Genomic DNA, 23,233 nt, shown 5'->3' on the forward strand with positions numbered 1-23,233 from the left:
GTTAAACAATCCGTTAAACAATCCGTTGCCGAACATCCGTTAAACAATCCGTTGCCGAACTTCCTTCAATCCATTACATCCGTTATATCCGTTAAACAATCCGTTGCCGAACTTCCTTCAATCCGTTACATCCGTTAAACAATCCGTTGCCGAACTTCCTTCAATCCGTTACATCCGTTACATCCGTTAAACAATCCGTTGCCGAACTTACTTCCCCATCAGCGACTTATAGGCGGTCACCTTAAGATCAATCCCAGTAATATCTGTCCCCACAACAACAGCCACCGCTCCTAAATCCAAGGCTTTTTTAGCCATTTCCGGCCCCGATATCCCGCCTTCGCAGATAACGGGAACCTTAAGCTTTTCTACCATTTCCGCAAGCAAATCAAATCCCGGCGGCGAAAAATTTTCCGTCTGGGCAGTATAACCAAAAAGAGTAGTTGCTACAGTATCTGCACCAACTTCGGCTGCCGCGATCGCAGCTTCTATTGTATCTACATCCGCCATCACTAATTTGCCCAATTCACTGTGAATTCGCCCGATTAATGTCTTTAAGTCTTCGCCGCCAGCAGGACGGTTTCTCAGAGTAGCATCAACGGCGATAATATCGGCTCCAGAAGTGGCGATCGCCCGCGCGTCTTCAAACCGAGGAGTAATGTAAATCTCGCATCCCGGCAATTGCTGCTTCCAAATCCCAATTATGGGGGCGGATATCTGTTTTCGCACCGCCGCAATGTGAACCGGAGTGTCAATCCGCACGCCCGATGCACCTCGATTGATGGCGGTTCGAGCCATTGCCGCAATTACGATCGGATCGTGCAGCGGCGAATCAGCAGGTGCTTGACAAGAAACAATTAATCCTGTAGGAATTTGACAATTAATCATGACGAATTGGGGATGGGGAATTGGTAATTGGGAATTACAAATTATACCAGTTAAAAAAAAGAATGTAACTGTAGACCATATCCCAACCCATATCCAATAAGTCATTCCAAAATCTAAAATCTAAAATCTAAAATTGTATTACCCATTACCAATCCCAGCCATTAAAGAAATAATTTTGTCCAGCAATTGCTCGGGGTGAATCGGTTTAGCTAAACAATCGTTAGCTCCCGCCGTCACTAAAGATATCTGATCTGGCGGAATTTCATTAGTGCTTAAAGCTAGAATCTTGATATTTTCAGTAGCGGGTTTTTGGCGCAGTTGGTGAATTATTTCGCAGCCATTCATACCGGGCAAACGCATATCGACAATCACAGCATTCGGTTGCAAAAGTTCAATTTGTTCCACCGCCGCCGAACCTTCAATCATCCACACCACTTGCAGTCCTGCTGCTGTCAGGATATCGCAAATGAGCATAGCAGTTTCTTCATCTTCTTCCACGAGTACGAGGCTGCCCCGCGAGGAATAATGCAGCGGTAAAGATGAATTAGATTTTTCATAGGTGAATTTTGTCGATTCATCTTTGGTTATAGTTTGGAGGGGTATAAAAACGGTAAAAGTAGAGCCGACATCAACTTTAGAGTTGACTTCGATCGCGCCGCCGTGAAGCTCTACTAACTGTTTAGTTAAAGCCAATCCCAGACCTGTGCCGCCGTATTCCCGGCGGTAGGGGGAATCCAACTGCTGGAATTTTTGAAACAAAAGCGATCGCTGATTTTCTGGAATTCCAATGCCAGTATCTTTGATTTGAAAAACAGCGGTACTGCCAGCAGGTGCAGTACCGGGCGGCCGCAATGCCGGCGTTCGATTTTTATCTTCTGTCACCCAAACTCGCAGGATGACTCGCCCGCCTTTGGGAGTAAACTTAATCGCATTTCCTAAAAGATTGAAGAGAATTTGTCTTAAGCGGCGCGGGTCAGCAATGAAGCGATCGCACTCTTGTTTTATCCGCTGTTCTTGCAGCAGTTCCACGCCTTTAGCGGCAGCTTTTTCTTTGAGGGCGTGCAGGCTCTGAGAAGCTAATTTAGAAAGTGAAAATTCACTAATTTTTAATATTGCTTTTCCCGCTTCTACTTGTGATAAATCTAAAATATCGTTAATTAATTCTAATAAGTGGTCGCCGCTGTCTCGGATAGTTTGCAGGTACTGTCGCTGCTTTTGCACCGGCACTTCTTTGCTGCCAACTTTGCCGTAAGACCACCGCAGCAGCGTGTCGGAAATGCCGATGACGCAGGTGAGAGGAGTCCGCAATTCGTGGCTCATAGCTGCTAAAAATTCGCTCTTGGCGAGGCTGGCAGACTGGGCGGCGACCAGTGCATCGTGCAGTTCTTGCGTTCGCTCTATTACGCGCTGTTCTGAGGTGCGCTTTTGCTGCTGGACTTCTGCATAAAGTTCGGCTTGGTAAATGGCGATCGCCAAATGTTCTGCTATTTGTCGCAAAAATGTTTTTTTGCTTTCTTCCCACTCCCGAAAAGTACACTGGTGGGCAATTAGCAGTCCCCACAACTCGTCTTGAACGACGATCGGCACTAGCAACTTCGCCCGCACCTTCGCCCGCCGCATCAACTCTAAAAAACAAGGCTGCGAAGAGTAAGTTGTTTCCACATCCGCAACGCACAAAGCCAAACCTTTGCGATATTTCTCTCGGTCAATGACTCCATTGGTAAAACACTGCGCGTCTTCACTAAAATTCAATACAGACGAGATAGCATCGTTGGCTAAGGCTTCGTAGGTAACGCGACCTACATACAAGTAAGACCGGAAATTTTCTTGGATTTCGCCAGACCCAGAAACCGCCGCAGGTATTTCTTTAGCTAACTCGCCGTTGTGCGGCCCTGGTACTTTTTCAAATTGATAAATTAACAGGCGATCGACCTCCAAAAACTCTCGCACTCGTTCGACTGCTTTTGACAAAATTACAGGCAATTCCAAACTCTGGCGGATTTGAGTTGTCACCTGATTCAAAAGTCGCTCTTGTTCAAGCTGCTGCTGCAAAGCATCTTCTACTGGCTGACAAAATGAAATGCAGGGACTGACAATTTGTAATTGATTGACCGCTTCGGCAATCTGGCTCTGTCTCGTTTCTGGATCTATAACTTTGGGCGCGGATTTTCCCTCTATTTCTATTTTGCTGTGTAGGGGCAGGCGATTATTTTGGTTGGCATTTGCAGCGAGAATATCCAGCAAATTTAGGGTGAATTCGCTTTGAAGAACGGCCGAGTTGGTCTGTATATTTTTAATTGCTTGTTTGAGGGCGCGAATGTCAATTTTCCACGAGGGTGCGCCCGTTATTTCTGCGAGTTTGTCTGCGAGGGGAGACAGGAAATTGGCGATCGCCCTAGGCTCGAAAGTCAACTGCACATTCAATTGCGAATGGAGATTTTTTTCGCTGTGCTTGTGTCCGTTTGTTGCGAACTCATCTAATAGATTACCCCGCAGCAGCGCGCTAAAATGCTCTGATACCAATGCTGCAAACCTTTCAGACGAATTTTCCCGATTTTGAAAATCAGCGATCGCATCGTCGGTGAGCCAAATCGCCCCTGGGATTTCAGCCATTTGCTGTAACAACTGGTAAGCAGCCTCAAAGGTTGCTAGCGGCAAAGTCCGATTTAAGGTTTTTGGTTTCAATCTAGATATTTTCCCGGTTTTTTTAAAGAACAAAATATGAATCCCCCTGTTGTGAGGACAGAACCTGGGACACAGCAGGCGCGGCCGATCCCAGAGACTTGAGATGAAGGTAGTCAGAAAGTAGTTAATAGAAGGCCTCGGAGGCAGAGAGCTAATTTCTCCCTATAGTTCTCATCTTTCTTCTGGGCGAGTGACCCGCGCTCCAGCGCTTTACGAGCGCGAAAGCGGTAGGAGGAAACGGGGGGAAGGGATACGGCTGTATAATCGATCGCTTCTGGTTGTGTTTGTGAACCGGGTTGTTGATGGAAACTAAGCAATTCCACTCCCATTGCTGGGGTGAAGTTAGCACGCGCCTTTGTTTTCTGAGCTGATTCGCCTAATGGCACGTCCTTAACCCAAATAAAAATGTTTAACCCTTAACGACAGAACAGGGAACTAGCTACGCATCCGCTTGGTGTCATTACTCAAAAAACCTAGACATCAAAGGTCTCAGGCTGGTCAACTGAAAATGAAGTTTTAGGCCCCAAGCCCAGTCACTTCCGTGCTGGGTCGTTGACTACTTTCAACAATCTTATTCCAGTATAATATTAATATATAATTTGTTAACTTGTACTTAACACTATCCGGGTAAATGAGCAATCCAACTCAACTCACCCCCGATTTCACGATCGGACATCTGCCGTGTCACGACTTCCAAGTGAGCGCTGCAACTCTAGGACAGGTAGTGGCTGAAAGATTTGAGCAAGAACCCGACCTGCCGGGAGTCATTATTACTCATGAATCACAGGTATTGGGCATGATTTCTCGCGTCAAATTTCGAGAGCAAATGAGTTTTCCCGATCGCGTAGAACTTTACGGGTCACACCCGATTCGAGCCTTGTTAGATTTTATTAGAATTCCGCCTTTGCTGCTTTCGGAAAACTGGAAAGTTGATGATGCCGTCCAAGCGTCTTTCAACAGGCACAAAGACTTGATTTATGAACCGATTATTGTGGTAATGGAAGACCAAACCCACCGCCTTTTGGACGTTCATACTCTGGTGATAGCCCAGTCTAAACTGTTAGCGCAAGCTAACAAACTTATTCAAAAATACCGAGTAGAAAGACACAAGTATTTGGCGCTACTTCAACAAGAGCAGGCTAAGTTTCACGAATGTAACGAGCTTTTGAAAATCCACCAACGTCAAGCAGAAAAGTTTCATACCCATCCCACTTCCCAGCAAGTAGCACTGGTCAAACAAGCTGAAGAGATTGCTCAAATGAATCAGCGATTTGTGAGGATTGCGAAACTGATTTCTTCGGAAGGTCGCCAAGCGTTTCAAGCTACTTTTCAAGGTGCTAATTCTATTTGCAACAATACAGATAAAATTTTAGGCGTCGGCAAAGCAATAGCTAATGATTTAGAAACGGTTAACCGCACTTCTCGAACCATCCGGGAGGCGATCGAACAAGTCAGGTATTTAGCAGTACAGGTGGCTGTAGTTACCAATCAAATGGGAAGTCAGCCCAGCGGTCTGAGCAAAGTGAGTCTAGAAATTGGCAGACTGGCAAGTAAAACTTTTGAATTGGGGACTCAAATGGAGCAAATTGCCAGCCGGTTTAAACTTCGAGTTCACGAACTCACGGAGGCAGCAAGAGCGGGTGCTAATGTGGCTAAATCCGTGACGATCAAGATCGATCGCGCAGAAATGGCTCTGCTAGAGTTGGAAGAATTAATAGCGGAAAAAAATTTCAATTCATTGACCGCTATCCAAGAACCTTTGGGAGTGATAAAAAGTGTTACCCCTGATTCTTTAGTTCAAGAGATAGAACACGCCGAAGTAGCAGTTTCCGAGTTGGAAGACGTAGTTAAACATCAAGATTCCTCGCAATATCTGATTCAAAAAATTCAGCAGGCGCTGAAGTCCAAAAAGCCATAAAATCCCAGCCCGAATCTAATGAAATATTACCAGAGGAAAATAAGTAAAATCATAATAATAATTTACAATTATTCTATTTCAAGAATACTATTTGTTATACTGAAGGTGGGGAATTGTTAAATTCATTTGTAGGAAGGCTATTTAATTAGCCCCAAAAACCGATAAAAAGTTCCAAGAATAGTTGGAAGGACAGGTGACATTTATGAAAATCCTGCTGGTAGAAGATGACACAGTTACAGTCAGTTTGCTAACTCAAGCGCTGAACTCTCACAATTACAATGTGAATGCGGCAGCAGACGGTGAAACAGCGTTGCATTTGGTGCAGGCATACGATTACGACCTGATTGTTTTGGATGTGCTGATTCCTAAACTCGACGGCATTAGTTTGTGTCGAAAATTGCGATCGTCCGGCTGCCAAATGCCGATTTTACTGCTGACAGCGCTAGATAGCAGCAACGATCGAGTCCAAGGTTTAGAGGCGGGTGCAGACGATTATGTGGTCAAACCCTTTAATCTTGAAGAATTAATCGCTCGAATTAGGGCTTTGCTGCGCCGGGGTAAGGCAACTTTGTCGAGTACAAATTTAAGATGGGAAAAACTGCAAGTCAACCCGGACACTACGGAAGTAACTTATGCCGAAAAAGTGCTGCACTTGACTCCCAAAGAGTACAATTTGTTAGAACTTTTCCTGAGAAATCCTCGGCGCATTTTCAGTCGCAGCGCCATCCTCGATCGCATTTGGTCGGCCGGCGAATTTCCTCAAGAAGAAGCCGTTACCGCTCACATCAAGGGGCTGCGGCAGAAGCTGAAAGCAGCCGGGATGACAGTAGATTTAGTGGAAACCGTATACGGATTGGGCTATCGGCTCAAAAGTCTGCCGGAGGAGATTGAGAGCCAACAAGTTGGGCAGGAAACGGCAGAAACTGCTAAAACTCAAGAGACTTTATCTACTGAATCCAGCGGGTCGAGCCAGGAATTAAACAAAGACGAGCGCCGTCTCAAAGTCTTGAATGCGATTGCCCAAATGCGGGGAAATTTAAAAGCTAATTTTATCGAAAAGGTGGCGATATTCGATCGCGCGATCGCTCAACTGAACAACGGAAGCTTGGAAGGCGAAGTGCGGGAGGCAGCCCAGACCCAAGCTCACAAATTAGTCGGTTCTTTGGGAACGTTAGGCCTGCCAAAAGGTTCGGAAGTTGCGCGCCAGATAGAACATTTGTTCAAGGCTGAAAACATCTTGAAACCGGGGACGGCTCAGCAGATTGAGGGATTTCTGCATCAGCTCAAACAGATATTCGATCACCCGTCGCTCGAACCAGAAGGCGATTTGGTTCCTGCAGTTTCCCAAACGCGCCGAATGCTGATTGTTGATGATGATACTTTTGGGAGCGATCGACTCAAAACAGTAGCATCAGGTTCCGGCTTCCAGATAGAAGTTGCCAACTCTCCTCAAGCGGCAAGAAATGCGATTTCTCAACAGCCTCCCGACGCGATTTTGCTGGATTTGACATTTTCCCGATCTCAGGAAAACGGACTTTCTCTCTTAGCCGAACTCCGCAGTGAAAAGCCCGAAATTCCGGTGATGATTTTTAGCGGACACAATCAATTGAGCGATCGAATAGAAGTTGCTCGTTTGGGAGCTTCCGGCTTTTTGCACAAATCTATCCCCCCAGCAGATATACTCAAAGCAGTCGCCCAACTGCTCGACCAGACTGGCCCTGCTGAAGCTAAAGTTATGGTGGTAGACGATGACGTGCATCTATTAGCTGGACTGCAAGTGATTCTACAACCTTGGGGATTTCAAGTAACAACATTGGACGATCCCGAAAAGTTCTGGGAGGTACTCGAAACAACTTGTCCGGATTTGCTAATTTTAGATGTGGAGATGCCCGGTTACAGCGGTATCGAGCTGTGTTTGGCAGTTCGCAACGATTTGCGCTGGAGCAAGCTCCCCGTGCTATTTTTGACAGCTCATTCCGAGTCGGAAATCGTGCGCCAAATGTTTGTCGCAGGTGCTGACGACTACGTGAACAAGCCGATCGTCAAACCGGAATTAATTGCTCGCCTCCTGAATCGTTTGGAGCGGACTCAACTTAGAAACAGACTGGCTCAGGCAAAGCGCTAATCCCATTTTAGATTTAAACATTTAAAGAATTAAAGAATTGAAGAACTGGGAATGACTGATGAGATATGGGTTTCGAGCACGTACCTACAGTTGTATTCTTTTTTTTAAATGGGATAACTAAGAGCAAATAGGCAGTGCGTGTCCGAAACAAATCAGGAAGCCTTAGCCAAGACTTGGGGTTGTTAGATTCTGTGATTCTGACGCGGTGCTATTGATTGATGCTGGGCCGCCGATCGAGAACACAGGCTAATTTAGAGAAGTATTAATCAGATGAAAGCAATGGTATTGCCCTCAGACACAGGCACTTTCAATAACAGCGACTGCGAACTAATGTACGCCCCGGGTTCGATTCAACCTCACGGTATGCTTTTGGTTCTGGAATCTCCTGTGTGGAAAATTTTGCAAGTTAGCAACAATACTTTTGAGGAACTCGGCATTTACCCCGAAGAACTTTTGGGCAAATTTTTACATGAATTTGTCGAGGCTGAGGAAATAGAGGCTATAGAAAAAGCTTTATTTGAACACAGTCATCACTCTAACGGTATCAAATTATCCTTCAAAAGCCAAAACCGCCAGTCTTTTTTTCATGGAACGCTGCATCAATCTAGTTCAGCATTAATTCTTGAATTAGAGTCGGTTGTTTCCCCAAAAGCTAGCGATAGTTTTAATTGCTATCATTTAGTCCAAGAGCCGATCGACAAAATCCACAAAACACCCAACCTGCAAGTGCTGTGTCAGACAGCAGTGGAAGAAGTACGGAGGATGATCGGCTTCGATCGAGCGATCGTCTATCAATTTGATACCACCGGTGCGGGGGAAGTTGTCGCCGAAGACAAAGTAGAAAGTTTGGCTCCTTTATTGGGACTGCACTATCCGGCTACCGATATTCCTCCCCAGGCAAGAAAGCTGTTCAACATGAATTTAATTCGGTTTATTCCCGATATTAACTGTCAGCCGATAGAATTAATTCCTCACTGCAATCCGCTGACAGGTCTCCCCCTCAATCTGGGCTTCTCTTTGTTGAGAGCCGTTTCCCCTTGCCATGTTCAATATCTCAAAAATATGAACGTTGGCGCTAGCATGACCTTGACATTAATCAAAGATCGAAAACTCTGGGGATTGATCGCCTGTCACCACCCAACACGAAAGTATGTCAACTACGAAACAAGAAAGGCTTGCGAACTGCTAGCAAAGTTTGTGAATCTAGAACTTAGCTACAAACAAGATAGCGAAAATTGGGAATATGCAATTTATTTAAAAGAAAATTGCCATAAGTTTATTACCAAAATTTCTCAATCACACTGGTTTGTAGAAGGTTTACTTAAATCCGGAGATGAATTGCTGACCTTAGTGGGCGCTACTGGTGGAGTTGTGTGTGCAAATGAAAATTTAACAACCATCGGCCAAACCCCGGAAGTGCTAGAAATCGAAAACTTAATTGCTTGGATAAAAACTCAAATAAATAATGATATTTTTTATACAGATTCTCTCTCAAAACTGTATCCGCCCTCCCAGAAGTTTAAAGAAATTGCTAGCGGTTTGCTGGTACTTGCCATGTCCGAGATGCAAAATTATTACATTTTGTGGTTCCGTCCAGAAACAATTCAAACTGTCAACTGGGCCGGCAAACCAGACGGGGAAATCGAAGTTAAACCGGATGGCAGCCGGCCGCTGTCTCCTCGCAATTCCTTTGACTTGTGGCAAGAAACTGTGAGGTTAAAATCTTTACCTTGGCAGCGGTGCGAAATCGAAATAGCCCGAGAACTACGGGTTGCTATTACTAGCATGGAGTTGCGGAAAACGAATCAGCAGCTTAACTTAGCTTTGTCGGCTACCAAAATCGGATTTTGGGACTGGGACTTGCAGAAAAATCGCATTGTTTGGTCGAGGGAACACGAAGAGTTGTTTGGGTTGGCCCCGGGAACTTTTGCGGGAACTTATCAAAGTTTTGCAGCTTGCATTCACCCAGAAGATTTAAAAAATACGGATAATACTATAAATCAGACCCTGGCCCAGCGAACAGATTACTTTCTGGAATACCGCGTGGTTTGGCCCGACGGCAGCATTCACTGGATCGAGGGAAAAGGTAAGTTTTTTTACAACGAAGCCGGCGATGCAGTGCGGATGGTGGGGACAGTTACAGAAATTACCGATCGCAAAGCTAGAGAATTGCAGTTGCGCCTGTTGGAATCAGCAGTCACCAATACTAACGACGCCGTGTTAATTACCGAAGCTGAACCGATTGAGGAACCGGGTCCGCGAATTATTTATGTCAACCCAGCTTTTACGCGGATGACCGGCTATACGCTAGAAGAAGTTGTGGGCAAAACGCCGCGCATCTTGCAAGGAGAAAAAACAGACCGCGCCAGTCTCCATCGAGTTCGGACAGCTTTGAAAACCTGGCAGCCTGTGCGGGTTGACTCGATCAATTACCGCAAAGACGGGACAGAATTTTGGGTAGAAATGAGCATTGTACCCATAGCGGACGAAAATGGTGAGTTTACTCACTGGGTCTCAGTGCACCGGGATATTAGCGATCGCAAACTTGCTGAAGCCGCCCTCCAACAGCTCAACGAACGGTTAGAAATGCGAGTTTTGCAGCGAACCAGAGAACTAGAAAGCTCTCAAGCAGAACTCCGGGAAAGCGAAGCTTTATTTCGCTCTCTGAGCGAGAGTTCCCCCGTGGGCATTTTCAAAATCGATACTGAGGGGAAATGTACTTATACAAATCCTCGCTGTCAAGCAATTGGTGGCTTCACACCAGCAGCAGCTTTAGGAAACGGCTGGATGCGGTTTGTTCACCGCAAAGACCTCAAACTAATTCTGTCTAAGTGGTCCCAATCGCAATCGCTAGATGGGGAATTTTCCTGCGAATTCCGCCACATCCAGCGAGACGGAACCATCCGGTTTTGTCGCCTGAAAACAGCTCCGATTTTTTCCGACAGATCTCAACTAATTGGTCACGTCGGCACAGTCACAGATGTCACAGAAAGTCGGGCAATTGAAAAAATGAAAAATGAGTTTATTTCGATTGTCAGCCACGAACTGCGAACGCCGCTTGCCTCCATTCGCGGTTCTTTAGGTTTGCTGGCGGCTGGGGTACTGAAAAATCGACCGGAAACTGCCAAACAGATGTTAGAAATCGCTTCGAGCGATACCGAACGGTTAGTGCGTTTGGTAAACGATATTCTCGACTTAGAGCGGCTCGATTCGAGCCAAGTTATCCTCGTCAAGCAGTGGTGCGATGCCCAGGTTTTGATGCGGAAGTCTGCAGAAGCTGTACTTTCTTTGGCTGCGGAAAATAATATTGATTTGTCGATTTTGCCCGAAACAGCCAAAATTTGGGCTGACCCTGACAGAATCGTTCAACTGCTGGTAAATTTGTTGAGCAATGCGATTAAATTCTCCGCTCCAGGGAGTACAGTCACTGTCAGGGTTGAAGATTTGGGCGATTCCCTACGGGATGGCTACGCTTCACGGGTTTTATTTGAAGTCAAAGATCGAGGGCGGGGGATTCCTGCAGATAAACTAGAAACTATCTTTGGACGGTTTCAACAAGTTGATGCTTCTGACTCCCGCCAAAAAGGAGGTACGGGTTTGGGTTTGGCTATCTGTCGCAGCATAGTACAGCAGCACGGCGGCAGAATTTGGGTCGAAAGTGTTGTCTCACAAGGCTGCAGTTTCTATTTCACAGTGCCTGCACCGTTGGAAGGCGAAGGGGGACAAAGTTTGGAGGTTTGAGATTGGTTCTACCGGAGTTCGCGAAACCTCAAGTTCCTGGCAACGCACGCGGGTAGGATGATTTTGGGAGGCTGATAGGGAGCATCTCAATGAAAGCAGCCAAGCTCAAAATTGGAGTTAGGAGCCAGGCGCCAGGAGGAAAGAGTCAGAAGGAAAGAGTCAGAAGTGTTTTTACAAATATGAGATGCTCCCGGCTGATAGGCCGATTTTTCTGTTCAGGGTTTCAGTAGGTGAGTGACAAAATATAGCAACCTCGCTCGATTAGGACGTTCTTAAGTGCTGAAACTCTTAATTTTATTGCTTCTTCCTTCTGCTATATCGGTCAAGAAACCCGGTTGATGAGCCAGGTTGCGTAAGTCCTTGTTCGGTTTACCATAATTCATTTAAAATTTGAGTTTTAATTATGTCACCAAAGCGCATTTTGGTCATCGATGATGAAAAAAACCTCTGCAGCGTGATTCAGGCCTGTCTGGAACATTTAGGCGGCTGGACGGTACTAAGCGCCCCCGACGGCAGCCAAGGATTGCTTTTAGCTGAAACTCACCTCCCTGACGCTATTCTGTTAGATGTGATGATGCCGGATATGGACGGACTTACTCTGTTTGGTTTGCTGCAAAACAATACTGCTACTCGGGGGATTCCGGTGATTTTCCTGACTGCTAAGGTGCAGGCGATGGATTTGAGCGAATTTGCTGATTTGGGGGTAGGGGGGGTGATTGCCAAACCTTTCGATCCTTTGAGTTTGGCACAGCAAGTGGCGGAAATTCTGGGTTGGGAACCGTTGTTTTAAAGTGGGGTAAAATACATCGCAGATAGCATATCAAACTCGGCATTTGAAACCCCTACTAGACAAACAAAGTCGGCCTTCTCCGACGGAAGAATCAAGGGCATTCAAGCTGAATGACCATCGAAAATCCGCTATCTCGTTCTCTTGATTCTTGCGAACATCACGAAATTGTTAGGAAACCGGGTTTCTGCATCCAGGAAATTCCTAGTTTTTCCGGCTATGTTCATAATTTCCTCATTTTTTTGATTTAGCTTTGAGATGGATCGGTGATTGGTTAATTTAAACTCTGATTCCCTAGAAGTTCTAGAGATGATCTCAGGGAGTCGGGGTTTTTTGTTACCTGCAATGCCGATCTGCTATCACCGTATTTACAGCCAGAATAACTCCTCCAGAAGTTACACGCACTTGCCTCAAGAACGATTTTTTAAACCAGGAATCACAGATGCAGCCAAGTTTTTGGGTAAAAAACCAGGCTTCAGCCTGCTAATCCAAGATTTACGCAGATTTCCCTGAGAAAGCGGGTTTTTTAACCCAGGGTCACAGATGGAATCAAGTTTTTGGTTAAAAAACTAGGTTTTTGCCTAACTATTGTAATCTCTGCTTCGGCCAAAGTATATTTATCAAAAAAAATGATGGTCTTCATAATTTCCTCATATTTTTTAGATAAAGTTTACCCCAAGCTCTGGATCACAAGGTCGATCGCACTCTCAGCACCATTCCGCTGCCAAAGAGCGAACCTGTTGTCAGGAGAGTTGGGGAAAGTGACGGTACTTTCGATTAACTGGTGCCACAGCACCACCAACCTAAATAAGTCAGGATATAAGCCCTGCATACCAAACAAACCGGGTTTTTTAACCGGGAAAAACAGAGTTTCTGCGCCAGACCTCTAAGTGTTGGCAGGATAACTCAATGCTACAAAAATTAATAACTGAAGATGTGATTGGCGCTCTCGAATAATACCCCAAAAATAAGTCGGTCGTTTGCTCGAGAGCCAAACTCGCAATTGCCACTAATAGGCAAAGCCAAGTCTCAGTTAGTTTTTGAAAGAGTGTGGAGATTTTTAAATGTCTGATCGGCTATCTTATAAAGGTAACAACCAGATTCTGTGCTATTACGCAAATGTTACCAACCTAGTTCAGGTGGTTCGGATTGGGAACATTCCTAATTGGTACTTTGAAAGAGTGATGTTTCCGGGACAGCGACTGATGTTTGAAGCTGCTGCAGAAGCAGTCTTAGAAATTCACACTGGTAGGGTGCCATGTGCTATTTTATCCGACAAGATTCCCTGCTACGTGCTGCGGGTTATAGAAGAGGTAAGTTCCGAGTTTGAGCTGGCGATTACCGAAGAACAATTGGCGGTATTAGCCGGTTAAAATTCATGAGAAATCAGAGCAGATCGAGAACGACCGCAAAAATATTAGTTAACGAGTGTTTGGGGACAGGGAAAATGCAGAAAAATCTTGTCAATATTACCTTAGCTGTAGTCACAGAGGAAGTAGAAATTATCTTGGAGTCTTATCCGAAGCACCCCTACCAACAAGCTTTTTCGCCTTCGGGATTGCGACAAGATTTAATTGCTTATGTCCTCAGCCGAGTTCCTAATAGATATACTGCGCTCGACTCCAGCGAGTCTGTGTCAAACCAAACAGTTCAGGTTCGCTGTTCTTCAGAGCAGTTGCTGCACATAGAAAATTTGATTCATACTGGAATTCGCGAGGTGCTGCACAGCTATCAGAAGATAGATTACTGCCTGCCTGAAGAAGTTAAATTTGATTCGAGAGTTGCTAGTTGGTTTTGATAGTTTCTGGTAAATGAGGGAGACGCCGAGATTCTCGGCTCTCTCGGTTGGGCGAGGTGGAATTGTGTACTGACCGAAAGCATCCAGGATACAAGCCCCCGGATTCATTCCGAAAGCAGACTCAGGACCCAGAAATAAAAAACCTGTATCCGATAAAGGCGCCCCCGAATTTATCCGTGGGGTCAATGCTTAAATCTAAAATCTAAAATCTAAAATCTAAAATCGATTGACTTGATGCTTCAAGACTTTTGGTAATCGCAACAGCAGTTGCACGGGCCATTGGGATTGACAGCGCAGCGCAGAATTTCCGATCGAGCATTAAAACGGCAGCTAGCATCTCCGATAACCCAGATGCCGCTTACAAAAGTTCTTTCCGTCGGCGGTGTGGCCGACTGCACGTACAGGGCAATTTTTTGCAGTCGGTAGCGGCCGGATTTGAGTTGATAGCGGTGGTGGCGTTCCAAAACAGCGTAGGTTTGTCCCTCTAAATCTAGATAGTTCCCCGGTTGTGGCGTCCAATCCAGCCGAATGCTACCTAAATATTGGCGGGGGTGAGAGAGAATCACCTCTACGGGTAAAGTATTTTGTTCCATGTGGCGGTGCGTTCGCGAACTGAACTAAAGGGGCAAATAGTTGACTAAACCTACATCTTCTCGATCTAGAAAGATCAGTTTTTCTAGAGAGATTAATTTAGGTTGAGGCGCTAAACTTAACTATAGAACCTTTGGCGATCGGCTGATAGCCGACTTATCCTGGGATAGCCTAGTATCCAACACGGCTGGGAAATAAACTTCAACTCGCTTGAGCTAACTAAAGTTAAGTTCGATTAGGTTTTATAAAGCAGTACCCGCTGATGGTATCGCAACTCGCAGGTTTGATCGATACGCGGTTGAGATTCCTGAACTGATTTTAACGGTTTGCATGACTTGGGGTGCTTCGGGTGCGTTTGTACTGAGGACTTCAGTCCTGTGATTTGTATGAGGACTGAAGTCTTCAGTACAAACCAAACCGAATTTTTGGCAATCAAAATTCCCAAAAATATGCCATTCCTTCCATGATTCCCCAAGCGCAGGCAGAACCAGCTAAATAATGATTTGTAGTGCCAAATTCGCGATGCCATTCTAAGAGTTCTGACAGAGCATTAGCGACGATTACTCCCCGGACATCCTGTTCAAACATATTGATATCATTGCCAGAATCACCGCAAACTAATGTTGACTCAGATGGAATTTGTAGGCGCTTTTGTAAATAAGTAAGGGCATTACCTTTATTGCTAGTTTGCGGTAAAATATCCACATCACGATTGCTGCTAAAAATGATTTGAGCTGGCAGTCCCGATTCAGTTAACTTTTGCTGCAAAGTCTGGACAATCGAACTATTTTCTGCTGCTGGTTCCAAACAATAACTGATTTTCCAAGGATTTTGTTCTTTTAGGGATTGGGGTTTAAGCTGGGAAAACTGCTGAGCTAAAGAGGCGATCGCCATTTTATCCCAGTCTTGAGAAAGATATTCCGCCCAATCTAAGTCGAGGGTTCCGTCTTGGTAAATTTCGCTGCCTACACCTGCGATCAAATAGTCTGGTTCTAGCAGTTGCTTTTGGGCAATTAATTCGCAAGTTGAAGCATAAGAACGCCCGGTAGCGTAAACCAAACAAATTTGCGATCGCTGTGATTGCAAGCGCTGGTTGAAAACTTGAGTTGCTGCGTCATCTCCGACTAGCGTGTTGTCTAAATCTGTAACTAATAAAAACTTCATTTGGGGAATTAGTCAGGAGTCAGTAGTCTTCAGTCATTAGTGATTGGGAATTGCTCGCTTCCTAAAATAATTTTAACTATTTATAAGAATTTGTTAAACCAACTACATTTATAAGCAAGCTTATCGGTTAACATTGGCCAGATTTAATTTTCAATAAGTGGTGTGAGTTTTATGGTGAATAATGCAACCTCCGTTAAAGCTTTTTGGCTGTCTTTCTTGATTTCTGGTGCGGCAGTGCCTTTGGGGCCGATCTCCGCAACAGCTCAAATTCAGGATACCTCAACTCCAGAAGTTGCGCTAGAAGCGAGTGCCGTCCCGGAGGCTAACCCAGACGCAGCGCTGGCAGCAGGTAAGATTGAGATACCGCCGTTAGCGGCGATCGCCGCAGCAGAGACTAACTCAGCAGTCGATCCGGCTTTACCCGATACAGATGCAGCATGGGTGAATCGTGCTTTACCCGAAACAAATATAGCAACAGTCGATCGTGCTTTACCTCAAACAGATGCAGCAGTCGATCCGGCTTTACCCGAAACAAGTGCAGCAGTCGATCCGGCTTTACCTGACACAGATGCAGAATGGGTTCATCCCGCTTTACCCCAAACAGATATAGCAACAGTCGACCGTACAACAACAGCCCCAGAAATAACGGAGGCAATTCGCGAATTGCCCCCACAGGAGTTAGAAATTGCAAACTCTCCTCAGTCTCAACAAGTTGCTGAAGCCAGCAAAGTTGCCGACATCAGCAGCGAGACGGGCACCGCTGATGACCTCAGCATACAAGAAGACGCAGCACAAGTCACCTCTGTTTCCCAGCTCTCCGACGTGCGCCCCACAGATTGGGCTTTTCAAGCCTTGCAATCCCTAGTAGAAAGATACGGCTGCATTGCGGGATATCCAGACGGCACATTCCGAGGAAATCGAGCAATGACTCGCTATGAATTCGCCGCCGGATTAAACGCTTGCTTAGACCAAATTACCAAACAACTTGGCGGTTCTACTGGTAATTTAGTCCAGCGAGAAGATTTACTTGCTTTGCAAAGATTGCAAGAAGAATTTGCAGCAGAATTAGCTACATTGCGCGGTCGGGTAGATGCTTTAGAAGCCCGCACTGCCGAATTGGAAGCCAATCAATTTTCAACTACCACTAAATTAAACGCATTTGCTTGGTTTAACCTGACTGGAGCTTTTGCGAGCAAGCGAGTCCGAGTTGAAGCAACAAATGGAAATGCTGCTCCGCTCGATCGAGTAGCCGGACGCGATCCAGTCACCAACAGACCAATTGTGCAGAGAGTGGACGATGATCCAGAAATCACTTTCAGCCAATTAGTTTGGTTGACCCTCACTACTTCCTTTACAGGGAAAGACGAATTGATTACACAGCTAGCTGTAGGTAACGGCAATTCCCCAGCCAATCAATATACTTCTACGGGCCTGTTCAATACCTTTGGCACTCCTTTTCTCGACCAGACTGCTGGGGTGAATCCCAATGAAGTTACCCTGCGAGAACTTTCCTATCGGTTCCCGCTTAGCAACAGCTTGCAAGTAGTAGTCGGGCCGAGGATTAATTTCTACCGCTACTTTGACAACAATAGGTTTAACTTTTTCGTAGATGGTGTCAGCAGCTTTGATTCTAACAACAGCCCTTTGTTAAGCGCTACCAAACGCGGTGCCGGTGCTTTGGTTTTGTGGGATATCGGCCGCCCATTGAAACTGCGTTTTGGCTATTTGGGCGAGAGTACGGAATTTTTGCCGAATTCCGTGTTTAATTCCGCTTCCAATCCGTCTCAAGGCTTGTTTGGCGGCACGAATACGACTACAGCAGAATTAACATTCAGTCCGAGCGATCGGGCTAATTTGCGCTTTCTGTACAGCCGTTCCAACATCCAGCAAATCGGCGGCTTAATTGGATCTCCTAACAGCATGCCGTTGACCGGTGTGGCAGATGACGGTTTCGGCGGCCGCCTGGGAAATGCGACTGCGAATACTTATAGTTTCAACTTCGATTGGTTAGTCACTCGCCGCTTTGGTCTTTTCGGCCGCTACGGCTACGCCGAAACCAATATATTTCCCAAGACTAACCGACCCGACGGCACGATCAAAAATCAATCTTATCAGTTAGGACTTGCATTTCCCGATTTGTTCAAAGAAGGAGCTTTGCTTACGGTGTCATTTGTAGTACCTTTTGACTTTACTGGCGGTCGGAGGTTTCTGGTTTCTGGCGGAGGGAATGGCGGCACGCAGTACGACATTGAGGCAACTTATTATTTGCCTCTCACCGACCATATTTCGATCGTGCCGGCATTTTATGCGATCGGCAATGCCAATAATTTCGATAACAACCCGACAATTTTTGTAGGCAATTTGCGGACGCAGTTTAGTTTTTAACTAAATTAGGGCTGACTTGAACATAGTTATATAGCAATCCTCAATGAGTCATAAATTTTTTACCCCATCCCAACCCTCCCCGAACCCGCGGGGAGGAAGTAAGAAATTCACAAATGATTCAGGATTGCTATATAGCGATCGCCAATGATTTGTAAATCATAAATTATGTATAATGAGGACGTGAATCTAAGTAGGAGTTGAGATGTCCCAAAAGAAATCGGCCGAAAAATTTGTGGAGTATGAAGTCCAAGCTTTATTCGCACTCGAAAATTTTATTGCTAGCAATCCCGACCCAAGAGAACTTAAAAGAGCCGCTTCTATCCGCCTGTTAATTGAAGGGGTCTGCCGCGAAACCATTCAAAAGATTTTGGGAGTATCATCTCCATTTATCAGTAAGTGGAAAATTAATTATGCGTTGCATGGAATTGAAGGGTTGCTCTTAAATCATCAGGGTTCGCGGGGACAACTTAAGCCTGAAGAACGAGCCGAAATTATCCCAGGGTTAATCAATAAAAACCACGCTCGATTTATCCGAATTATCAAATCATATAGCAGAGCAATATCAGATTTAATTTCAATCAAAAGCTAGCTACTACCAATTTTTCAATTCAGCGGGAATTAGCTGGAAAAAATCTTAAAAAAAGCATCCAAAACGTGATGAAGAACTCGTCAAAAAAAAGCACCAATAAATCTGTGAGATTCTTGAATAACGCCGAGAAGCTATAGAATCGAGAAAGCTTGTGGTGTATCTTATTTATGAGTGTCATCTACTCGCTTGAAGATGTCTGTGGCTATCTTTGGGGAAGGCGCAACGAGAGAAGAGAAATACCGCTGGTTAATCCGAGAGAAAAACAAACTTATTATGGCGCAGTAAATTATTTAACTTTCACAGTTTGTTCTGCGAGAATATGCAACGGCAAATTCTGAGAATACAGTGGCTTTCTTAAAAGATTTACAATCTTTAAATCCCGAAGCCAGACATTTAATTATTTGGGAGGGAGCTAGCTATCACAAATATAAAGAGATGAAAGCTTACCTAGAAGAAATTAATCAAGGCTCATAGCGGGATGAATGGCCTTTAACTTGTGTCCTGGAGAGCTCCCAATGCTCCGCCTGCAGAATCCAGTCGAAGATATTTGGCTTCATGCCAAGACTTGGGTGAGAAAATTTGGGAATCGGCTCAGTTATGAATGCCTTGGTTAAATGGTTCTTCAATTTTACCATACAGTCACAAAGCTTTGACTTTCTCAAGTTACACAAATTTGGTAGTTTTGAACCAACACTCAATGGAACTGCTGCTCGATCAAACCCTTAATTAATTTACGAATGATTTGCGATCGCTATAGCAAAGATAGAGGACACGGCAGTGCGGTTTCCCTACAGCGATTGATCGCTTGACGGGTGTACTTCATCAACGTGGAATCTGCTGTATAAAATATGAATTATAGCGGTTCTCAAAAAAGTGAGGTATGCCCTATGCCCTCTGCCCACTCGTACCTCATCTTTCTGAGAAAGGCTATATTAGTTTGCCACGCAATCGAGTTATTCAATACAGAACAGGTTGAGTTAGTCTGGCAAATTTCTTTTCAAGATACACTGAGCCAGCAAATAGGAATCGCCCTCAAAAATGTATCAGCCACTGCTTCTTACCCCAAACATCTGGGATAGCAGACAGTTTTTTAATTTAAATTAAGGCTGCGATTTTTCCAAAGCTTGTATTACTACTTCAGCCTTCGCAGTCCAACCAATAATACCGCCTTGGGCGCGAATCATATCGATCGCGCTCTGTTTAAATTCTGGAAAATAGCTAGCTGTAGCATCCTCAACGAGTAAACATTCAAACCCCCGATCGTTAGCCTCACGTATAGTTGTTTGAACGCAAACCTCAGTCGTGACTCCAGTAAAAATTAGGTGAGTAATCGCTTTTTCACGAAGTATTAATTCCAAATTAGTGTGATAGAAAGCACCCTTGCCTGGTTTATTAATTACTATTTCATCAGGCATAGGTGTCAATTCTGAGATAATTGAATTGCCAGGTTCACCCAAAATTAAAATTCGTCCCATTGGGCCTCGATCGCCAATTTTTAGTTTACTTTGACCCCGCTTTTGCTTAGATGGAGGACAATCAGAAAGGTCAGGTTGATGACCTTCAATAGTGTGAACAATAGGGAGATGGCGATCGCGAAATGCCTCTAACAACTGCTTTACCGTTGGCACGATCGCCCGTAGTTGGCTGACATCATTGCCTAAAGCTTCACCAAATCCCCCAAGCTCCAAAAAATCTCGCTGCATATCGATGATAACCAAAGCCACACCGCCAGAGAGTGGTAGTTCATAATCATAAGGTTGGGCAGATATTAAGACCATAGCGATATAGGTTTTTCCCAAATTACTAGGACTATGCAGCCAGCTTGGCTGACAACACTGTGGTTACTGTTAGGCGGGTTAATGACAAAGGTTCCGGCTTTGTGTTCGCCATTCTGGTCAGTTTGCGATCCAGTTAGTACATAAATATGTTCAAAACCAGTATGCGTGTGCCTTGGGACACTTGCTCCCGGCTCATACCGCAGTAGAGCAGTAGCCGATCCACTTTCGTTGTCACCATAAAGTCGGTAGATTTCAACCCCATCACGAAATGGTTGCCAAGGCAAGTTATTCTGCCACGTCGCGATATTAGGTAGATCCTTAAGGATCAAAGCTGGGTTCAGTAGTTCAGTCATAGGTATTCCGAAATTGATTAGTGTCCTGCCATACTCTTACCGATCTCAACAAAATCTGCATCTGCGATCGCACTTTCATAAGTAAAATTCCCGCCACTAATTACCAAAACCCGATCGGACAATTTCAGCAATTCATCTAAATCTTCGCTCACCAGCAACACAGCTACTCCTCGGTTGCGAGCCTCAATAATCTGACCGTGAATGTACTCCACAGCAGCAAAATCAAGACCAAAGCAAGGATTCGCTGCAATTAGTAACTTAATATGTTCGGCGGAGAGTTCCCGCGCTAGCACTGTGCGCTGTACATTTCCCCCCGAAAGATTGCCTACAGGAGTATCTGGCGAAGGCGTTTTAATTTTGAAAGTATTAATTAAGCTCTTAGCCGCCTGCCTAATTTCTTTCAGAATGAGTAAGATACTTGCTTTAGCTTGAGGAGGGCGGTCAAACGTCCGCAGGGCTAAATTTTCTGCCACACTCATGTGTGGCACACAAGCATTATGAAGGGGTTCTTCTGGTAGTGCGAAGACCTGATGTTTAAACATCTCGGCTCGTGTTGCTGTATAAACTTCGCCATTGACCAGCACATCTCCATCTGTAGCAGAACGCTGACCAGCCAACACCTCCACCAATTCCCGCTGACCGTTGCCAGAGATACCTGCAATCCCAACAATTTCGCCGCTGTGAACTGTGAGGTTTACTCCTGTCAATACCTCCAGACCGTTGTCTTTATTGGCATGAAGGTCTTTAACTTCAAGGATAGGAATAGTCGTTGGGAGGGCTGTCTTTTCAACTTGTTTTGGCTCACGCCTTTCACCCATCATCATTTCAGACATATCCGAGACAGTCAGATCCTTTACCAAACCATGACCTGCAAACTTCCCTTTACGCAGCACCGTGATGCTATCGCAAAACGCCATCACTTCCCGGAATTTGTGGCTGATAATTAACACGCTTAATCTTCCAGCAGTAACTTCTGCGCGCAGTAAACCTAAAACCTCATCGGCTTCCTGCGGAGTAAGCACCGAAGTGGGTTCGTCCAGAATCAAGATCCGACTCTGAAGATATATCTGTTTAAGAATTTCTAGCTTTTGTTTTTCTCCTGCGGCTAACTGAAAGACCGGGGTATCTAGAGGAACTTGGAAAGGAGCAGTTTTCATAAAAGTCTTTAACTGCTCGTACTCGGCTTTCCAATTAATCAAATTGGGGCTATCGAAGTGGGACAAAACCAGATTTTCGGCTACAGTCATGGCCGGCACAGAGGTGAAGTGCTGGTAGACCATGCCAATGCCGTACTTATGAGCATCGCGAGGACTTGCGATCGTGGTTTCCTGCTTGTCAATCAAGACTTTTCCTGAAGTAGGAGTATAGAAACCCATGACACATTTAACAAGGGTACTTTTGCCTGCTCCGTTCTCGCCCAGCAAAGCATGAAACGTCCCTGGTTTTAGCGTCATCGAGAAGTTATCAAGTGCAGTCATCGTGCCAAACCGCTTAGTCATGTTAACCACCTCTAGTTCTGGTGGTTGAATAAAGTTGTGAGTTTTGAATTGGGAGTTTTGAGTTTCTAGAGACTTTTGAGTTTCTATTACTGAGTTTTTGGCTATAGAGTCCGTCACTTCTGTCATGTTTTTATCTCGCCTGTAAAGTGTTCAGTTCATCGGCTATTTATGAGATTGGATTCTTTAGTTAGATTGCGGGTTTCATTTCAATGATTGAAGTATTTACTTTATTGTTTCCTCACAATTCAACACTTAAAGCTTTGATAAATGCTGCTGAATCAGCGACGGCTCCAAACACTCCTCCCTGCATCTGGATCATCTTGAGCGCCGCCAGATGGTTGCCATAATCTGTTGCGCCCGTACAGTCAGATAAGAGCAAACATTCATAACCGCGATCGTTTGCATCTCGCATTGTGGTATGGACGCAGACATCGGTTGTAATGCCAGCCAAGACAATATTTTGAATGCCTTTGCGTTTCAGTAACAGATCTAAATCCGTGGCATAGAATGAGCCTTTTCCCGGCTTGTCAATCACCGCTTCTCCAGGCAAAGGCGCGAGTTCTGGAATGATTTCCCACCCTGCTTCACCTCGAACTAGAATTCTGCCGCAGGGGCCGGGATCGCCAATTCCGGCTTGAATTTGGCGCGATCGCCACTGCTTGTTTTCTGGTAAATCTGCTAAGTCGGGGCGGTGTCCTTCACGGGTGTGCATGATATGGAAGTGCTTCGCCCGTGCGACTTCTAAAACTTGCTTGATTGGCTCAATAGGAGCGCGAGTCAGTGACAAGTCGTAGCCCATCTTATCAACATATCCACCAATGCCGCAGAAATCAATTTGCATATCAATTATCAGCAGCACCGTATTTTCTGGGCGCAAATCGCCATTGTAAGGATAAGGATATGGTTCAGCTTCTACAAAACGTCCCATGTTTATC

General features: G+C 45.2%; 17 protein-coding genes and 1 pseudogene. 9 read left to right on the forward strand and 9 right to left on the reverse strand.

What is annotated here, in order from left to right:
• Positions 1 to 207: 207 nt before the first annotated feature.
• Together QUA45_RS13530 and QUA45_RS13535 are read right to left on the reverse strand one after the other, a co-directional pair.
• Positions 208 to 885 (reverse strand): N-acetylmannosamine-6-phosphate 2-epimerase, encoded by a 678-nt coding sequence (locus tag QUA45_RS13530; RefSeq protein ID WP_333100088.1) that lies wholly within the window; start codon positions 883 to 885, stop codon positions 208 to 210.
• 138 nt (positions 886 to 1,023) lie between these two features.
• A complete protein-coding gene (locus QUA45_RS13535; protein ID WP_333221058.1) occupies positions 1,024 to 3,570 on the reverse strand; it encodes an ATP-binding protein in 2,547 nt (848 codons plus the stop codon).
• A 631-nt stretch (positions 3,571 to 4,201) separates the two neighbouring features.
• Here QUA45_RS13535 and QUA45_RS13540 point away from each other — a divergent pair.
• The 4 genes from QUA45_RS13540 to QUA45_RS13555 all read left to right on the forward strand — a co-directional run bounded on the left by QUA45_RS13540 (position 4,202) and on the right by QUA45_RS13555 (position 12,144).
• Positions 4,202 to 5,488 (forward strand): chemotaxis protein, encoded by a 1,287-nt coding sequence (locus QUA45_RS13540; protein ID WP_333221059.1) that lies wholly within the window; start codon positions 4,202 to 4,204, stop codon positions 5,486 to 5,488.
• A 202-nt stretch (positions 5,489 to 5,690) separates the two neighbouring features.
• On the forward strand, positions 5,691 to 7,613 hold the full coding sequence (locus QUA45_RS13545) for a response regulator (RefSeq protein WP_333100085.1): 1,923 nt from the start codon (positions 5,691 to 5,693) through the stop codon (positions 7,611 to 7,613).
• 270 nt (positions 7,614 to 7,883) lie between these two features.
• Positions 7,884 to 11,354, forward strand: coding sequence for a PAS domain S-box protein (locus tag QUA45_RS13550; RefSeq protein ID WP_333221061.1), 3,471 nt, complete (start codon positions 7,884 to 7,886; stop codon positions 11,352 to 11,354).
• Positions 11,355 to 11,757: 403 nt separating this feature from the next.
• Positions 11,758 to 12,144 (forward strand): response regulator, encoded by a 387-nt coding sequence (locus QUA45_RS13555; RefSeq protein WP_333078038.1) that lies wholly within the window; start codon positions 11,758 to 11,760, stop codon positions 12,142 to 12,144.
• Positions 12,145 to 12,811: 667 nt separating this feature from the next.
• Here the strand turns inward: QUA45_RS13555 and QUA45_RS13560 are convergent.
• Positions 12,812 to 12,973 (reverse strand): hypothetical protein, encoded by a 162-nt coding sequence (locus QUA45_RS13560; RefSeq protein ID WP_333100082.1) that lies wholly within the window; start codon positions 12,971 to 12,973, stop codon positions 12,812 to 12,814.
• Positions 12,974 to 13,205: 232 nt separating this feature from the next.
• Between QUA45_RS13560 and QUA45_RS13565 the strand changes: the two genes are divergently transcribed.
• Both QUA45_RS13565 and QUA45_RS13570 read left to right on the forward strand, forming a co-directional pair.
• On the forward strand, positions 13,206 to 13,514 hold the full coding sequence (locus QUA45_RS13565) for a DUF1830 domain-containing protein (RefSeq protein WP_333100081.1): 309 nt from the start codon (positions 13,206 to 13,208) through the stop codon (positions 13,512 to 13,514).
• 74 nt (positions 13,515 to 13,588) lie between these two features.
• Positions 13,589 to 13,939, forward strand: coding sequence for a late competence development ComFB family protein (locus QUA45_RS13570; protein ID WP_333100080.1), 351 nt, complete (start codon positions 13,589 to 13,591; stop codon positions 13,937 to 13,939).
• 239 nt (positions 13,940 to 14,178) lie between these two features.
• Here QUA45_RS13570 and QUA45_RS13575 read toward each other — a convergent pair whose 3' ends face one another.
• Positions 14,179 to 14,532 (reverse strand): DUF6464 family protein, encoded by a 354-nt coding sequence (locus QUA45_RS13575; protein WP_333066483.1) that lies wholly within the window; start codon positions 14,530 to 14,532, stop codon positions 14,179 to 14,181.
• A 430-nt stretch (positions 14,533 to 14,962) separates the two neighbouring features.
• A complete protein-coding gene (locus QUA45_RS13580) occupies positions 14,963 to 15,694 on the reverse strand; it encodes a sucrose-phosphate phosphatase (protein ID WP_333100079.1) in 732 nt (243 codons plus the stop codon).
• A gap of 171 nt (positions 15,695 to 15,865) precedes the next feature.
• Here QUA45_RS13580 and QUA45_RS13585 point away from each other — a divergent pair, with 171 nt between their 5' ends.
• From QUA45_RS13585 to QUA45_RS13595, 3 genes and pseudogenes are all read left to right on the forward strand, one after another.
• Positions 15,866 to 18,079: an iron uptake porin gene (locus QUA45_RS13585; RefSeq protein ID WP_333221063.1), complete on the forward strand. Its 2,214-nt coding sequence runs from the start codon at positions 15,866 to 15,868 to the stop codon at positions 18,077 to 18,079.
• Between the two features lie 202 nt (positions 18,080 to 18,281).
• Positions 18,282 to 19,394, forward strand: a pseudogene (locus QUA45_RS13590) (IS630 family transposase).
• A gap of 161 nt (positions 19,395 to 19,555) precedes the next feature.
• On the forward strand, positions 19,556 to 19,747 hold the full coding sequence (locus QUA45_RS13595) for a hypothetical protein (RefSeq protein ID WP_333221064.1): 192 nt from the start codon (positions 19,556 to 19,558) through the stop codon (positions 19,745 to 19,747).
• A gap of 21 nt (positions 19,748 to 19,768) precedes the next feature.
• On the opposite strand, the gene QUA45_RS13600 is transcribed toward QUA45_RS13595, so the two are convergent.
• From QUA45_RS13600 to biuH, 4 genes are all read right to left on the reverse strand, one after another.
• On the reverse strand, positions 19,769 to 20,446 hold the full coding sequence (locus tag QUA45_RS13600; RefSeq protein ID WP_333221066.1) for a cysteine hydrolase: 678 nt from the start codon (positions 20,444 to 20,446) through the stop codon (positions 19,769 to 19,771).
• On the reverse strand, positions 20,437 to 20,799 hold the full coding sequence (locus QUA45_RS13605; RefSeq protein WP_333221067.1) for a cupin domain-containing protein: 363 nt from the start codon (positions 20,797 to 20,799) through the stop codon (positions 20,437 to 20,439). Before QUA45_RS13605 ends, QUA45_RS13600 begins: the two co-directional genes overlap by 10 nt.
• A gap of 17 nt (positions 20,800 to 20,816) precedes the next feature.
• Positions 20,817 to 22,424, reverse strand: a complete 1,608-nt coding sequence (locus tag QUA45_RS13610; protein ID WP_333221069.1) for an ABC transporter ATP-binding protein — start codon at positions 22,422 to 22,424, stop codon at positions 20,817 to 20,819.
• A 112-nt stretch (positions 22,425 to 22,536) separates the two neighbouring features.
• On the reverse strand, positions 22,537 to 23,226 hold the full coding sequence (gene biuH, locus QUA45_RS13615; RefSeq protein ID WP_333221070.1) for a biuret amidohydrolase: 690 nt from the start codon (positions 23,224 to 23,226) through the stop codon (positions 22,537 to 22,539).
• Positions 23,227 to 23,233: the final 7 nt, after the last annotated feature.

The sequence above is a fragment of the Microcoleus sp. Pol12A5 genome (genome assembly GCF_036701435.1).
GTDB lineage: Bacteria > Cyanobacteriota > Cyanobacteriia > Cyanobacteriales > Microcoleaceae > Microcoleus.

Excerpts from the sequence above, each read along its gene's own strand:
- QUA45_RS13605 (WP_333221067.1), bottom strand. The coding sequence starts at position 20,799 with ATGACTGAACTACTGAACCCAGCTTTGATCCTTAAGGATCTACCTAAT.
- QUA45_RS13550 (WP_333221061.1), top strand. The coding sequence starts at position 7,884 with ATGAAAGCAATGGTATTGCCCTCAGACACAGGCACTTTCAATAACAGC.
- QUA45_RS13575 (WP_333066483.1), bottom strand. The coding sequence starts at position 14,532 with ATGGAACAAAATACTTTACCCGTAGAGGTGATTCTCTCTCACCCCCGC.
- QUA45_RS13565 (WP_333100081.1), top strand. The coding sequence starts at position 13,206 with ATGTCTGATCGGCTATCTTATAAAGGTAACAACCAGATTCTGTGCTAT.
- QUA45_RS13570 (WP_333100080.1), top strand. The coding sequence starts at position 13,589 with ATGCAGAAAAATCTTGTCAATATTACCTTAGCTGTAGTCACAGAGGAA.
- QUA45_RS13540 (WP_333221059.1), top strand. The coding sequence starts at position 4,202 with ATGAGCAATCCAACTCAACTCACCCCCGATTTCACGATCGGACATCTG.
- QUA45_RS13585 (WP_333221063.1), top strand. The coding sequence starts at position 15,866 with ATGGTGAATAATGCAACCTCCGTTAAAGCTTTTTGGCTGTCTTTCTTG.
- QUA45_RS13560 (WP_333100082.1), bottom strand. The coding sequence starts at position 12,973 with ATGCAGGGCTTATATCCTGACTTATTTAGGTTGGTGGTGCTGTGGCAC.
- QUA45_RS13555 (WP_333078038.1), top strand. The coding sequence starts at position 11,758 with ATGTCACCAAAGCGCATTTTGGTCATCGATGATGAAAAAAACCTCTGC.
- QUA45_RS13600 (WP_333221066.1), bottom strand. The coding sequence starts at position 20,446 with ATGGTCTTAATATCTGCCCAACCTTATGATTATGAACTACCACTCTCT.
- QUA45_RS13580 (WP_333100079.1), bottom strand. The coding sequence starts at position 15,694 with ATGAAGTTTTTATTAGTTACAGATTTAGACAACACGCTAGTCGGAGAT.
- QUA45_RS13545 (WP_333100085.1), top strand. The coding sequence starts at position 5,691 with ATGAAAATCCTGCTGGTAGAAGATGACACAGTTACAGTCAGTTTGCTA.
- QUA45_RS13530 (WP_333100088.1), bottom strand. The coding sequence starts at position 885 with ATGATTAATTGTCAAATTCCTACAGGATTAATTGTTTCTTGTCAAGCA.
- biuH (WP_333221070.1), bottom strand. The coding sequence starts at position 23,226 with ATGGGACGTTTTGTAGAAGCTGAACCATATCCTTATCCTTACAATGGC.
- QUA45_RS13610 (WP_333221069.1), bottom strand. The coding sequence starts at position 22,424 with ATGACAGAAGTGACGGACTCTATAGCCAAAAACTCAGTAATAGAAACT.
- QUA45_RS13595 (WP_333221064.1), top strand. The coding sequence starts at position 19,556 with ATGCCCTCTGCCCACTCGTACCTCATCTTTCTGAGAAAGGCTATATTA.